This is a genomic window from Mesobacillus subterraneus (assembly GCF_023715485.1).
Classification (GTDB): domain Bacteria; phylum Bacillota; class Bacilli; order Bacillales; family Cytobacillaceae; genus Mesobacillus; species Mesobacillus subterraneus_B.
This window is the reverse complement of the sequence record NZ_JAMBOF010000017.1, coordinates 13876-26672: the sequence shown is the minus strand read 5'-3', so window position 1 is coordinate 26672 and position 12797 is coordinate 13876. Positions and strand designations below refer to the sequence as shown.

The window sequence follows — 12797 nt, the reverse complement described above, 5'->3', positions numbered from 1 at the left end:
ACTGCCAGGCCATCCAGCGCTTGTCGGAGTTGAACAGTCGGCTACACATTTCGGTTTCGGTCCGCCCAATGAAGTCAAAGAACGACTTCACCGGTCGGCCCTCCAGCGCTTGTCGGGGCTGACCAAGGCGCTTTCGCTTTCCTAATCTTGGTCTATTATAATATCAATTTTCTTCCCTGGTTTTTTGGCGATTTTTATTTCGAGCAGTCCGTCTCTGTAGGATGCGCGCATCTTCTTCTCATTGATCGGCTGGGAAAAGGGAATCGTCCTGCTGAACCTTTGCATCGACGTCCGCTGCCTGTGTGTTTTTGCGATTTCATTCACTTCTGATGAGACATTAGTTTTCTCGGCTGAGATCGTCAAAGTGTTGTCTATAACATCAATCAAAATTTGATCTTTTTTTATACCAGGAAGTTCGGCTGTAACTACATATTCATTATCAGTTTCATACAGGTCTACATGGAAGGTGGAATGGGGCTGCCGGAAAAAATCATCAATGCTTTGCAATATTCCCTTAACAGGTTTCTCGTGCATCAATTGATTCATCGATTTAAACCATTGTTCTAATACTTCATGTTTCTTTTGGCGGTCTGGATGGTTGTTTGCCATCAGGTCATCCTCGTCTGCAGAAATTCTCATAACAGAATATGTGTGAAGGAATGTCCCTGTTAATTGATCCAGTTTGCACCTGTTTTGTATCTTTTTCCAGAGGCTGACTTGTTCTCACTCCGTCAACTTTTTATGAACACTTTGTGAAAAATGCCTTTAGTGTGATTTAGGTCACATAATCGTTTAGTTTTCCTTTGTATGCTGAAACAGTAAATTAAGCAGAAGAGGGGTATACACATGTTTTGTTACCAATGTGAACAAACACCAACAGGCGGTTGTAAAGTAATAGGAGTTTGCGGAAAAGATGAAACGATTGCCAGCCTGCAGGATACAATGATTTTTGCCTTGAAAGGGATAGCGGCATACAGAACCCATGCAAACCAGCTTGGATTTACAGATCCATTTGTGGATGCTACCACCCATGAAGCATTATATATGACTTTGACAAATTCAAACTTTAATGTACAAGAACATATCGATATGGCAATGAAGGTCGGGCAGTCTGCTGTCCGCGTAATGGAGATGCTTGACGAAGCGCACACAAGCCGTCTGGGCATTCCTCAGCCTGTGAAAGTCAGCCAGAACAAGATCGAGGGGAAATGTATTGTTGTCACGGGCCATAATCTGTTCGCTCTAGAAGAATTGCTCAAGCAAACTGAAGGAAAAGGCATTAATATCTATACTCATTCAGAAATGCTGCCTGCACACGGCTATCCAGCATTGAAAAAATACCCACATCTTAAAGGGAACATCGGAAAAGCCTGGTTTGACCAGCGCCGCCTGTTTGAGAAATTCCCGGGCGCGATCCTGGCAACGACCAACTGCGTAATGCCTATCAAGGGCACTTATGCAGACCGCATGTTCACATATGAAGTAACAGGTCTGGAAAATGTAAGGAAAATTGAAAACGATGACTTCTCCATGCTGATTGAAAAAGCATTAGAACTTCCTGAAGCAAACATGGAATCAGAAGAAACCTTGGTGACTGGCTTCCACCACGAAACAGTAATTGGCCTGGCTCCAGAAGTAATTGATGCTGTTAAATCTGGAAAAATCAAGCGTTTCTTTGTAATCGCTGGGTGCGACGCACCAGGGAAGGGCGGGGAATACTACCGTGAACTAGCAACATCACTTCCTCCAGAGGCAGTCATCTTGACAACATCATGCGGAAAGTTCCGATTCAACGACGTTGATTATGGTGTGGTACCTGGAACAAATATACCTAGATATTTAGACCTTGGACAGTGCAACAACTCTGTATCAACAGTTAAAATTGCCAAGGCGCTTGCTGACGCATTTGAATGCGACATCAATGAACTTCCTGTGAGTATTGTGCTTTCATGGTTCGAACAAAAAGCTGTAGCGATTCTGCTAGGCCTGTTCAGCCTGGGAATCCAGGATATTCGAATCGGGCCAAAGCCGCCTGAATTTATTTCTGAAGGTGTGATGCAAGTGCTTCAGGATACTTTCAATTTAAAGCTGATCACTACTGCCCAGGAAGATATGGAAACAATGATGGGATTGAGCAAAACTGAATAAGTAAGGCTCTTTCCGTAAACTTCTTTACTTTCACAAACAATAGTTAAATTGGCTCCTGGATTTTTACGAGTTTCATGTCCTTATGGGTTTTGGAGCAGCAAGAAAAGAGCCCCGAAACCTTATGGAATACGGCCTTAAGAATTTGTACGAAAAGCAACAATCAATGCGAAAACAGATATATGAAAAAAGAATGCCCGCGGCAAAGAGCCGTGGGCATTCGCTTTGGTTAGAGGCTGCTTTTAAACGAGCTCATTTAACAACACATCAGGATCGAGGATCAAATTCCCTTGGCTGTCTGATGTGATCAACTCATCCTTCTTCAGCTTGGTAAGCGTCCTGCTAACGGTTTCCCTTGTCGTTCCGATCATGTTAGCAAGGTCTTTATTTGTAAAATCGGTCTTCAGCACGATTGTTCCGTCCTCCTGCTTTTCACCATGGAGTTCGCCGAGCCTGATCAGAAGTTTGATAATCTGCTCGTAGGTATTGTTCAAAATCTGCGACTCAAGCCTTTCCTGCAGGTCGACGATTTTTTCTCCTAGTACCTTGAAGACCTTGATGCTCAAATGAGGGTTTTCGACCAACACCTTCTCAAATTGGGAAATCGGTACAACAACAAGGCTCGCTGGCTCAAGTACCTCTGAATAACCCGGATAGCCGCCCTTGCGGAAAAATCCAACGTGGGGGAACATTTCCCCTTTTTTCAGGATCGCGACGATTTGTTCCCTTCCATTAGCATCACTTTTATAGATTTTCACTTTGCCGTCATTTATAAAATAAACATTTTCCAGTGGGTCTCCCTGTAGGAAGACATGGCTGTTCTTCTTCCATTCCCTCGAAATTGATATATCTACGATTTTTTCTAATTCATAGTCATCCAGGTCCCGGAACAACGAGAATTGTGACAGAACTTTTTTTATCTCATTTTTATTCAAAAGAAACACCCCATAATCAAGCGGTTTATCCATCTCTACTATTTTAACAAAAAAACAGAAGTCGCGCCGTTTTAATTCCAATATAAAAAGAAAATGAAAATACCAGGCGGCATGCCAAAAAATAGCAGGCTGATTATTTATTATTTTGCTTTTGTAACGAACGTTTATTCGCTAAAATAGGAATAACGAGGTGAACGACATGAAAGTCCGAAAAAATATGCAAGAAATTTTACAAGATTTAAAGGTTAGTGAATCGGTCAAGAGAAATATTGTCCATTGGCACACAATTGAGGAAAAAGAAGCTCAGACAGAACAGATGCCAGACGATTTGAGTGAGATTTTGAAAAAAGCACTGGAGAGAAGAGGGATTTCACGTCTTTATACCCACCAGAAATCGTCTTACGAGCAAATCATGAAAGGGCAGAGCATTGTTGCAGTCACCCCTACAGCATCAGGGAAAACGCTTTGCTATAACCTGCCCGTACTCCAGTCGATTATAAATGACCCAAATGCCCGAGCGCTGTATATGTTTCCTACTAAAGCACTAGCCCAGGACCAGAAAAGCGAGATTAATGAATTGATCCAGGAGGCGGAGTTATCAATAAACAGTTATACATATGACGGTGACACACCGTCAAATATACGCCAGAAGGTGAGGCGGGCGGGGCATATCGTCATCACGAATCCTGATATGCTGCATTCCGCGATTCTGCCCCACCATACTAAATGGGTATCGCTTTTTGAAAACCTGAAATATGTCGTGATTGATGAACTGCATATTTACAGGGGAGTTTTCGGCAGCCATGTTGCCAACGTCATCAGAAGACTGAAGAGAATCTGTACTTATTATGGCAGCAATCCCGTTTTTATCTGTACTTCTGCAACCATCGCGAACCCTCTCGAACTGGCAGAAGGGCTGACCGAAAAGGATATGGTCCTGATCAATAATAACGGAGCTCCATCAGGAAGGAAACATTTTTTGTTTTACAATCCTCCCGTCGTCAACATCCCGTTGAATGTACGCAGGAGCGCAACGCTGGAAACCCGCAGGCTGGCAGGAGAATTCTTGAAAAATAAAATCCAGACCATTGTGTTTGCAAGAAGCAGAGTCAGGGTCGAAATATTGCTGACCTATCTAAAGGAACTTGTCAAACACAAGCTCGGACCTAAATCGATTAGGGGCTATAGAGGTGGGTATCTTCCTACTGAAAGGCGCGAAATTGAAAAAGGTTTGCGGTCCGGAGAAATTTATGGAGTTGTCAGTACCAATGCGCTTGAACTTGGAGTAGATATCGGCCAGCTCCAAGTCTGTATTATGAATGGATATCCAGGTACGATTGCAAGTGCGTGGCAGCAGGCAGGCCGAGCAGGCCGTCGGCACGGAGAATCGGTGGTCATCATGGTGGCGAGCTCAAGTCCGCTTGATCAGTATGTGATCCAAAATCCAGATTACTTTTTTAATCGCAGTCCGGAAACGGCAAGAATCAACCCGGACAACTTGATTATCCTCATTGATCACATCAAATGTGCTGCTTATGAATTGCCGTTTAAAAAAGGTGACACATTCGGAGTTGCAGAAATTGAAGAGATACTTGAGTATTTGACCGAAGAGAGAATACTCCATCAAAACGGCGATAAATGGTACTGGATGAACGATGCATTCCCTGCTCATAACATCAGCCTCCGGTCCGCTTCTCAAGAGAATGTCGTGATCATTGATCAATCTGATGTTGCCAATGTAAAGGTTATCGGCGAAATGGATACATTTTCAGCTATGACTCTTTTGCATGAGGAAGCGATTTACTTGCATCAGGGAATTCAGTTCCAGGTTGAAAAGCTTGATTGGGAGGAAAAGAAAGCGTTCGTCCGGGAAGTTGACGTCGATTATTTTACAGATGCCAACCTCGCAGTCCAGCTAAGCGTACTTGAAGAGGATAAGCATAGGGGCAATGAAGAGACGGAAATTGGTTTCGGCGATGTCAGCGTCAGGGCAATGGCGACAATCTTCAAGAAAATCAGATTTGAAACACATGAAAATATTGGATCGGGTCCGATTTTTCTGCCTGAGGAAGAATTGCACACTAGCTCCGCATGGATTTCACTGAATAAAGAACTGTCTGAGTTTGCAGATGACCGGCTTGAGGAAGGACTGATTGGAACATCACAGGCCTTAAAGCATATTGCTCCGCTATTCGTCATGTGTGACCCTTCTGACGTCCATGTTGTACCGCAAGTGAAAGCCGCCCATAATGAAAAGCCGACGATCTTTTTTTACGACCGCTATCCTGGCGGGATTGGGCTGAGCGAAAAAATATATTCTGGTATTGAAGAAATTTTGGACCAGACGAAGCAGATGGTGATGAATTGTCAATGTGCAGACGGGTGTCCATCCTGCATCGGTACGGATACAACCTCAATCCATTCCAAAAAGGACGTTGTGAAAATTCTCGATCTGTTCATTAAAGCGGCAGTGTGAAAAAGGAGGGGGAAAAGATAGATGAGTCTTAAGAATAAATTAAATCGCCTGAAACCTCATATAAAGAGCGAGATTGATAAACCGAAGACGGAAGCGGTCCAAGTACGAGACACTCCTGAGATTCCGTTTCGCGAAGTGTGGGAACAGGAGAATGTTTCCCCCTACTATTTCGATGGTCAGTACTGTCTTGTTAGAGAAGTGATTTATCCGCTTGATTACCAGCATGGTCATTATAAATTCAGGGACTTGCTCGAGGCTGTTTCCCTATGGAACAATGACCAAACGAAGCATCCTCTATCTGCTGCTGGCCATGAGCCTCGGGATCTAGTGTTTTTTGATACGGAAACGACAGGCCTCGGAGGAGGAGCAGGGAACACGATCTTCCTTCTCGGGCATGCGAGCATCTCAGGGGGATCGGTGAAATTAAAGCAGCATATTCTTCCGAATCCAGGCGAAGAAGTAGCTCTTTACCAAAGCTTCCTGGAGAATGCGGATTATACTACACTGGTAACATACAATGGCAAGGCCTTCGATTGGCCTCAAGTTAAAACGAGGCATACGCTTGTACGTGATCATGTTCCTAAATTGCCTGCTTTCGGTCACTTCGATTTGTACCATGCAGCGAGAAGAATGTGGAAGCATAAAATTGAACGAATGAAACTCAGCATTGTCGAACAGGAAGTGCTCGGCCTGGAAAGAAAAGAAGACATCCCTGGCTTTCTTGCACCAATGATTTATTTTGACTTTCTGGAAAGGAAAAATCCAGAGGGCTTGCTTGGGGTAATTAAACACAATGAGACGGATATCCTGTCTTTGCTGACGCTTTACACTCATTTGACTTTTCAGCTTCTTGGCAGGGATAAAGCACAGACCCCAAGAGAAACGTTCGAAGTCGGGCGCTGGTTTTCGTATTTAGGGCAATCAGATAAGGCTAAACAAAAATTCAGCGGACTTGCAGAGGAAGGGAACGAGCAGGAGGCTGCAGCAAAGCACGCTCTTGCTTTTGAACACAAAAGGAATAAGGAATGGCCTGAAGCTGTCATCTTGTGGAAAGAGAGCGCGGAGAAAGGGACGAACAAGCAGAGAAAAGAAGCCTGCATCGAGCTAGCCAAGCACTATGAGCATCGTGAGAAGGATCTTGAATTAGCATTAGAGTATTGCCGTCTGGCGCAGGATATTCGAGAAGGAAACCCAACAAAAAAAGACATGATTTTCAATGCGGACCTTCAAAAAAGAATGAACAGAATTTCCCGTAAAGCATTTCCCGGGCAAGCGCAGGATTCGCCAAATTAACACGAGTTTATGCCATTCTTCGCCATGATTTTTTTAATTGTAACAAAATTTTAACATTTACCAGCTTAAAACCTGTAATATCCTGTTGTATGTACGGTTATGACATTGTAAAATGTTAAATTGTATGGTGTTAAAAATCAAATTTTTTACGGGGCTGGTAAGATTGTATAAAGCGGTTTTAGTTCTCTATTTTGTTGTTATTACCCTAATCGCTGTTATTTTTAGCGGGCTTAAGGACAACTTTTACACTTTCCTTTAAGTTACAATTTAGGCTTGCACGGCGGATTATCTTGTAAAAATAGGTGTTTTCATTAGTACAAGATGCATTGTTTCTTCATAGGCTGATAATGTAAAGAATAAGTCTATAGGAAAGGAGTTATGCACTATGTACTGCAGACCGACAAATGTTTTGCCAACAGTGGTTCACCCTACTAAATGCTGTGTGAATCATAATTATGTCAATAACGTGGTTCCGCATGTTCATCCAACACATACTACAAATGTAAACCACATTAATTACGATCATGTCCATTATTTCCCTCAAACACAGTCCACAGTGAATCAGGTAACACATCAGAACCATTACGGCGGTCCTGGTCCGGTTCCAGGTGGAGTTGCACCAGTTGGTCCAAGACCTCGCCCGGGATTTGGCGGACCACAGGGATTTGGCCCAGGTCCAGGAATGGGATTTGGCCCAGGTCCAGGAATGGGATTTGGTAGATAAAAAGACTCTAACAAGGGCTATTCAGCCCTTGTTTTTTCCTATGAAAATTATTCGATTAAAAATAACTCCATTAATTATTTTTATTTTCATTGAAGTAATTAGGCATCTTCAAAATAAATTACATTAACTTAGATTTATATCCGGACAAATTAGGGAATACATTCTATATGGAGTCTTGTTTACAATTTAACTATTTATGGATGAGGAGTAACTATGGCAAAAGTAGCTGCGATTTCTGGATATAAACCTTTTGAACTTGGGATTTTCCAGCATGACCATCCTGCGGCTGAATACATAAAGATGGCGATAAAAAAAAGCTTGCTTCCATTAGTAGAGGAAGGATTGGAATGGGTGATGATCAGCGGCCAGCTGGGTGTCGAATTATGGGCAGGGGAAGCGGTGTTTGAATTACAGGAGGAGTACCCTGATTTGAAATTGTCTGTTTTCACGCCCTTCCTTAACCAGGAAGAATCGTGGAAAGAGGCAAATAAAGAATGGTATGAATCCGTTTTGGCCGGAGCTGACCACGTTGACTCCATCTCGAGAAAGCCATATGAAAAACCATGGCAATTCAGGCTAAAGAATCAATTTTTTGTAGAAAAAAGCGATGTGATGGTTCTTTTGTATGATCCAGAAAAAGAAGGAAGTCCAAAATTTATTTATGAAACGGCAAAAAAGTATGAAGAAACGAACGAATATGAATTAAGATTGATTACTCTGTATGATTTACAGATGGTAGTAGAAGAAGAACAATTAAGGCAGCAGGGATTTTAACGACTTGAAAGGCAATTTTCCCTTAATAGGCCTGCATGAAATGGGAGAGAATTGGTCTAAACGTTAGATCACCACTCGTGTAAGGCAAATTATAAATTTAACAATAAGTACATAAGAAAAGAAAAATTGACAAATCGCCTTGTTTTTGAAAAAATAAAATGTGACGATTGGGGTATATTGAGGTGAATGGAATGCTATCCGATAAAATACAGTTAACCGCTAAAGACATTTTAGAAAAAGAGTTCAAAACGGCTATGCGCGGGTATAAGCCAGAAGATGTTGATAAGTTTCTTGATTTGGTAATCAAAGATTATGAAGTGATGCAGCAGGAGATTGAAGAACTGCAGCAGGACAATCTGCGTCTGAAAAAACAGCTTGATGAAACATCGCGCCGCCCAAGCACGCAAGCAGCAGGCACGACTAATTTTGACATCCTGAAAAGACTGTCAAATCTTGAAAAACACGTTTTTGGCGACAAACTCTACGATTAATCCAGTTTCTGCTAGTTTTTGAAATGTATTACCATTGCATTTCAAGTCTATATTTCATATAATACTTCATGAAGCTGTTAATAACGTTCGGGTAATCGCTGCAGTTCTGCTGCAGAGGAAAGTCCATGCTCGCACAGGCTGAGATGCCTGTAGTGTTCGTGCCTGGCCAATTCATAAGCCAGGGCAGCCGGGCTCATGCTCGGTTGACGGCCGGGAAAATGCCTAAGTCGGCAACGATATGGCATGAATACCTATAAAAGTGCCACAGTGACGGAGCCTTCCGAGAAATCGGAAGGGTGGAACGAGGTAAACCCCACGAGCGAGAAACCCAAACGATGGTAGGGGCACTTTCCTGGAGGAACTGAACGAAGGGAAGGACAGATGAGTTTTCATCTGTAGATAGATGATTACCACCAGAGTACGAGACCATTGGTCGTTTGCAGTACAAAGGTACAAAACATGGCTTACAGAACGTTATTAATGGATTTGTATGAGTGTTTATTAGAGCTCTCCTTTTGCCAGGAGAGCTTTTATTATGTATATTAGTTGTTATTGGGTATTTTAATAGTACGATACATAAGCTAAGGCTGTTTTCGCATATTTTGTGGTTTTTCGAGCCATATTTTCATCCCGTTTTTCTCTAGCCTTTATTCCTTTTTCGGAGGTTTCTGGCTAGGGAAGGCATTGAAACACGTAACTTTTGGTTGTAAAAGCAACAAAGAGCCTAAGTAAATTATTTTTGATATAAGGGTGAAATCATGAAAAATTTTGATTTGATCGCCACTTCGGCGATGGGTCTTGAGGCAATTGTGGCAAAAGAAGTTCGCGACCTTGGATATGAATGTGAAGTCGAAAACGGAAGGATCTCTTATAAAGGAGATGCCCGGGCAATCGCCAGGAGCAACATGTGGCTGCGTACAGCGGACAGAATAAAAATCAAAGTTGGCGAATTCAAGGCTTATACTTTTGATGAATTATTCGAGAAAACGAAAGCACTTCCTTGGGAGGAATTCTTGCCCGAGGATGCTGAATTCCCTGTCTCCGGGAAATCGGTTAAATCGAAGCTTTTCAGTGTATCTGATTGCCAGGCAATTGTAAAGAAGGCTATCGTAGAACGCTTGAGAAAGTCTTATAAAAAAACAACTTGGTTTGAAGAAAACGGACCATTATTCAAATTAGAAGTTGCCCTTCTTAAGGATGTTGTCACGTTGACAATCGACACTAGTGGAAGCGGCCTCCATAAACGGGGATACCGGACAGGGCAGGGGGAAGCACCTTTAAAAGAAACACTTGCTGCGGCGCTGGTCATGCTGACTAACTGGAATCCGGACAAACCATTTGTCGATCCGTTCTGCGGTTCCGGGACTATTCCGATTGAAGCGGCAATGATTGGACAGAATATCGCACCGGGTTTCAACCGTGAATTTGTTTCTGAGGGCTGGAGTATTATACCTGAGTCAGCATGGAATGATGTGAGGATGGAAGCAGAAGATCTTGCAAAATATGACCAGCCGCTGGATATCAGCGGAATGGACATTGACCACCGCCTAGTCAAGATCGCTGAGGAGAATGCGTTTGAGGCAGGTCTTGGCGACTTGATTTCCTTTAAGCAAATGCGCGTCCAGGACTTCACGACTAAGAAAGATTACGGTGTTATCGTCGGTAACCCGCCATACGGTGAACGACTGGGTGAAAAGAAGGCGGTAGAAGAAATGTATCAGCAGATGGGCAGGGCACTTGCTCCGCTCGATACATGGTCAATCTATATCCTTACGTCTAACGAAAACTTCGAACAGGTTTACGGAAAACCGGCTACAAAGAAGCGGAAGTTATTCAATGGCTTCATCCGGACTGACTATTATCAGTATTGGGGCAAGCGCCCGCCGCGTGTAGAAAAATAATCTGGAAGCCTTCTGCTTACGCAGGAGGCTTTTTATTTTGGTGTTTTAAACTATGGGCAATTTTATACTTCTCCATCCGAAAATGAGTGAACGGAGTTTAAATCGTGAATTTTAACACAGCTAGAAATAAAAATATGCAGGTAAGACATTATTCCTGGAATAATTGAATGATGGAGGGAATAAAATACATTTATCTTTACTGAGATTGGAGGGATGGCAATGAATTATTCTTTTATCGATTTCCATAGAATTTCAAAAGCATTATCGTCAAGTACCGAAGCTTTGCGTAATGAATTTCAGGCAGATGAAGTTCAGCTGACTGAATTGCAGGAAGCAGAAAACACCTTTCGCCAGGCATTGTCATTTGGCCTGTCAAATCCTAAATAATAATGCAAAGAAACGCTTGAAGCTTCAAGCGTTTCTTTTTTTAGCCTATATTTAACCTGCCTGGGATTTCTGATCCATGTTCTTTCCTCTATCTCACTAAATGATTAGAATCCCTGCAGCAATCTTTTACCATCCTCTGTCATCCGGTCTGGTGTCCAAGCTGGCTCCCAGGTCAATTGGACTTCAGCACGATCGATTTCTTCCATTCCCTGCACGCAATATTTGATTCCGCTTGCAATGCTGTCATGCAGAGGACATCCTGGTGTTGTCAATGTCATTAATATTCTCGCTGTGCGTGGCTCTGGAATATCAATATCATATATTAATCCAAGATCAACAACATTAATATTTAACTCAGGATCATAGACAGTCTTCAAGTTCTCCCTGATTTTATCCTTTACTTCATTCATTTGAATTTCCTCCTCATTTGATAACGACTTTGGCAATTGTGAAGCTGAACAGAATCGCTGCGATTAAGATTAATCCCTGACCGATGTAAAACAAGAACAATAACTTTGCAGCGAATGATGCAGTAAGTAATACCGCTCCGACAATGAACAACAAGAAGAGCGGCAGGGCCATCTTCTCATCCATCATTTCCTTCAAGGAAGGTACCTTTTGCTTCCCGATTTCCTTGCTGTATTTGTGTGTCCACCAAAGGAAAGGAACGATTTTATACAAGTATCCGATGATGCTGAACGCGATCCACGCTATCAAATACAGGAAGATGATTGGGCCGGCCATCTTTGGCAGCATGCTGTATGCACTGCTGGCAACAGCGGCTAAGTGGATAACTGCACCACAGCCAATCGCGAATAATGCGAACATAAATGGGCGGTCGAGCTTCTTCTTGACTCTTTTATCAATGATCTTTTTAACATGCCATGTGAAAATCACGAAACCAGCAAAAAGCAGGAATGTTCCCAACATCTCCAAGTTGCGGCTTTCCAATAAGAAGGATGAAATCAAACTAATCATTCCTGAAAAATAAACAAGGAATACATAGACAGCAGGCTTCATGGTATAACCATGTGCTAGTGAGAACATCGGCACCATTTTGTAAGAAAAGCCAAAAATCAATAATGAAAACCAGCCAGCTGTCCCCAATAGAATATGACTTTTAAAAATAACCTGGTAATAGTCCGAGGCGAATCCTGTATTCATGCTAAGGACAAGCATGATGCCGAGAGTGATTGTAGCAAGTAGTGATAAAAGAGCAGAGCCGACAAACAAGGTAAGTATATTAGGCTTTGCCTGGCTTTTTAGAGTCATGAACATCTGGACAAGGAACAACAGGATACCCGTTAATGTCACTATTCCAGGAATCAGTGCATCCTGGGGGCGGACGTACAGGGCTGCGGCGAATAAGACAATCCCTGATGCCGTTATGAAAAATTGGACAAACCCGAATTTTTCATTCCAGATCGGTGTCAGGAAGGCAACAGGAACAAGCTGGTACATCGCACCCATTGCGACCATCAACGCCCAGCCGAGCACAAAAAGGTGGGCTGCTGACCAGATAGCCGGCAGCCTGAATGTGCCAGTAACTAAAAGATCACCGTTGAGTAATAACAGCACCTGCGATAGGATGAGAGCAAGCATACTGAATGCGATAAATGAAAATGGCAGCTTAATATTGGTCTCATTCCCTTTGCTATTCTGAAACATTGC

The 12797-nt window shown here is 42.7% G+C and carries 12 protein-coding genes and 1 other RNA gene; 9 read left to right on the top strand and 4 right to left on the bottom strand.

The window, feature by feature from the left end; all coding sequences use genetic code 11:
* Positions 1 to 141: 141 nt before the first annotated feature.
* Positions 142 to 609, bottom strand: a complete 468-nt coding sequence (locus M3204_RS19375) for an Hsp20/alpha crystallin family protein (protein ID WP_251486411.1) — start codon at positions 607 to 609, stop codon at positions 142 to 144.
* A gap of 237 nt (positions 610 to 846) precedes the next feature.
* Between M3204_RS19375 and hcp the strand changes: the two genes are divergently transcribed.
* The gene (hcp, locus tag M3204_RS19370; protein WP_251486406.1) at positions 847 to 2148 is read left to right on the top strand and encodes a hydroxylamine reductase; all 1302 of its coding nucleotides are present in this window, start codon (positions 847 to 849) and stop codon (positions 2146 to 2148) included.
* 239 nt (positions 2149 to 2387) lie between these two features.
* Here hcp and M3204_RS19365 read toward each other — a convergent pair whose 3' ends face one another.
* On the bottom strand, positions 2388 to 3080 hold the full coding sequence (locus tag M3204_RS19365; protein ID WP_251486392.1) for a Crp/Fnr family transcriptional regulator: 693 nt from the start codon (positions 3078 to 3080) through the stop codon (positions 2388 to 2390).
* Positions 3081 to 3279: 199 nt separating this feature from the next.
* On the opposite strand from M3204_RS19365, the gene M3204_RS19360 reads away from it, so the two are divergent.
* The 8 genes from M3204_RS19360 (at position 3280) to M3204_RS19325 (ending at position 11126) form a co-directional block, all read left to right on the top strand.
* Positions 3280 to 5556: a DEAD/DEAH box helicase gene (locus M3204_RS19360; RefSeq protein ID WP_251486390.1), complete on the top strand. Its 2277-nt coding sequence runs from the start codon at positions 3280 to 3282 to the stop codon at positions 5554 to 5556.
* Positions 5557 to 5577: 21 nt separating this feature from the next.
* Positions 5578 to 6849: a ribonuclease H-like domain-containing protein gene (locus M3204_RS19355; protein ID WP_251486387.1), complete on the top strand. Its 1272-nt coding sequence runs from the start codon at positions 5578 to 5580 to the stop codon at positions 6847 to 6849.
* A gap of 385 nt (positions 6850 to 7234) precedes the next feature.
* Positions 7235 to 7573, top strand: a complete 339-nt coding sequence (locus M3204_RS19350) for a CotD family spore coat protein (RefSeq protein WP_251486384.1) — start codon at positions 7235 to 7237, stop codon at positions 7571 to 7573.
* 213 nt (positions 7574 to 7786) lie between these two features.
* Positions 7787 to 8347 carry a DUF1273 domain-containing protein gene (locus M3204_RS19345; protein WP_251486382.1) on the top strand — a complete coding sequence of 187 codons (561 nt, stop codon included), beginning with the start codon at positions 7787 to 7789 and terminating at the stop codon, positions 8345 to 8347.
* A gap of 191 nt (positions 8348 to 8538) precedes the next feature.
* Positions 8539 to 8838, top strand: a complete 300-nt coding sequence (gene gpsB / locus M3204_RS19340; RefSeq protein ID WP_251486602.1) for a cell division regulator GpsB — start codon at positions 8539 to 8541, stop codon at positions 8836 to 8838.
* A gap of 83 nt (positions 8839 to 8921) precedes the next feature.
* An RNA gene (rnpB, locus tag M3204_RS19335) (RNase P RNA component class B) lies at positions 8922 to 9310 on the top strand.
* A gap of 286 nt (positions 9311 to 9596) precedes the next feature.
* Positions 9597 to 10739 (top strand): THUMP domain-containing class I SAM-dependent RNA methyltransferase, encoded by a 1143-nt coding sequence (locus M3204_RS19330; protein ID WP_251486379.1) that lies wholly within the window; start codon positions 9597 to 9599, stop codon positions 10737 to 10739.
* Between the two features lie 219 nt (positions 10740 to 10958).
* Positions 10959 to 11126, top strand: a complete 168-nt coding sequence (locus M3204_RS19325) for a hypothetical protein (protein WP_251486376.1) — start codon at positions 10959 to 10961, stop codon at positions 11124 to 11126.
* Between the two features lie 104 nt (positions 11127 to 11230).
* On the opposite strand, the gene M3204_RS19320 is transcribed toward M3204_RS19325, so the two are convergent.
* A complete protein-coding gene (locus M3204_RS19320) occupies positions 11231 to 11536 on the bottom strand; it encodes a metal-sulfur cluster assembly factor (protein ID WP_251486373.1) in 306 nt (101 codons plus the stop codon).
* Between the two features lie 13 nt (positions 11537 to 11549).
* Positions 11550 to 12794, bottom strand: a complete 1245-nt coding sequence (locus M3204_RS19315) for a hypothetical protein (RefSeq protein ID WP_251486370.1) — start codon at positions 12792 to 12794, stop codon at positions 11550 to 11552.
* Between the last annotated feature and the right edge of the window lie 3 nt (positions 12795 to 12797).

Excerpts from the sequence above, each read along its gene's own strand:
- M3204_RS19375 (WP_251486411.1), bottom strand. The coding sequence starts at position 609 with ATGGCAAACAACCATCCAGACCGCCAAAAGAAACATGAAGTATTAGAA.
- hcp (WP_251486406.1), top strand. The coding sequence starts at position 847 with ATGTTTTGTTACCAATGTGAACAAACACCAACAGGCGGTTGTAAAGTA.
- M3204_RS19360 (WP_251486390.1), top strand. The coding sequence starts at position 3,280 with ATGAAAGTCCGAAAAAATATGCAAGAAATTTTACAAGATTTAAAGGTT.
- M3204_RS19355 (WP_251486387.1), top strand. The coding sequence starts at position 5,578 with ATGAGTCTTAAGAATAAATTAAATCGCCTGAAACCTCATATAAAGAGC.
- M3204_RS19350 (WP_251486384.1), top strand. The coding sequence starts at position 7,235 with ATGTACTGCAGACCGACAAATGTTTTGCCAACAGTGGTTCACCCTACT.
- M3204_RS19345 (WP_251486382.1), top strand. The coding sequence starts at position 7,787 with ATGGCAAAAGTAGCTGCGATTTCTGGATATAAACCTTTTGAACTTGGG.
- gpsB (WP_251486602.1), top strand. The coding sequence starts at position 8,539 with ATGCTATCCGATAAAATACAGTTAACCGCTAAAGACATTTTAGAAAAA.
- M3204_RS19330 (WP_251486379.1), top strand. The coding sequence starts at position 9,597 with ATGAAAAATTTTGATTTGATCGCCACTTCGGCGATGGGTCTTGAGGCA.
- M3204_RS19325 (WP_251486376.1), top strand. The coding sequence starts at position 10,959 with ATGAATTATTCTTTTATCGATTTCCATAGAATTTCAAAAGCATTATCG.
- M3204_RS19320 (WP_251486373.1), bottom strand. The coding sequence starts at position 11,536 with ATGAATGAAGTAAAGGATAAAATCAGGGAGAACTTGAAGACTGTCTAT.
- M3204_RS19315 (WP_251486370.1), bottom strand. The coding sequence starts at position 12,794 with ATGTTTCAGAATAGCAAAGGGAATGAGACCAATATTAAGCTGCCATTT.